The sequence below is a fragment of the Corynebacterium sp. UMB8791 genome (genome assembly GCF_054166365.1).
The window spans coordinates 1-310 of record NZ_JBSZCG010000086.1 but is presented as its reverse complement, the minus strand read 5'-3'; the positions used below and the strand labels follow the sequence as shown (position 1 = coordinate 310).

The 310-nt window shown below is 36.8% G+C and carries 1 protein-coding gene; it reads right to left on the bottom strand.

The window, feature by feature from the left end; translation table 11 throughout:
* Positions 1-260 (bottom strand): CAP-associated domain-containing protein (locus ACXIUA_RS02395; protein ID WP_457976011.1); only part of this gene is annotated, 260 nt, incomplete at its 3' end.
* Positions 261-310: the final 50 nt, after the last annotated feature.

Genomic DNA, 310 nt, shown 5'->3' with positions numbered 1-310 from the left:
GGATCGAAGGTCATTGACTGCGTTATATCAACTGGCAAAGGAGAACCTTCATTTAATTGATACGGCATTTCCGTGAGCAACGTTTCTTTATTGACATAATTAACTGCCATTAAACCGCCTGTCCGCTGATTAAAAAATAACACTGCAAAACTGCCATTATCAAAAGCAACCAGTGGTCGATAGTTCATATCTTCTTCCATCAGCTCGACATCGTACGCTTCATGATGAAAATTAAATGCAAAATTCGAATAAATCGTCATTAAATCAGACAAGTAAGCAAGCTTCATATCTATTTTAAACGGTTCTATCA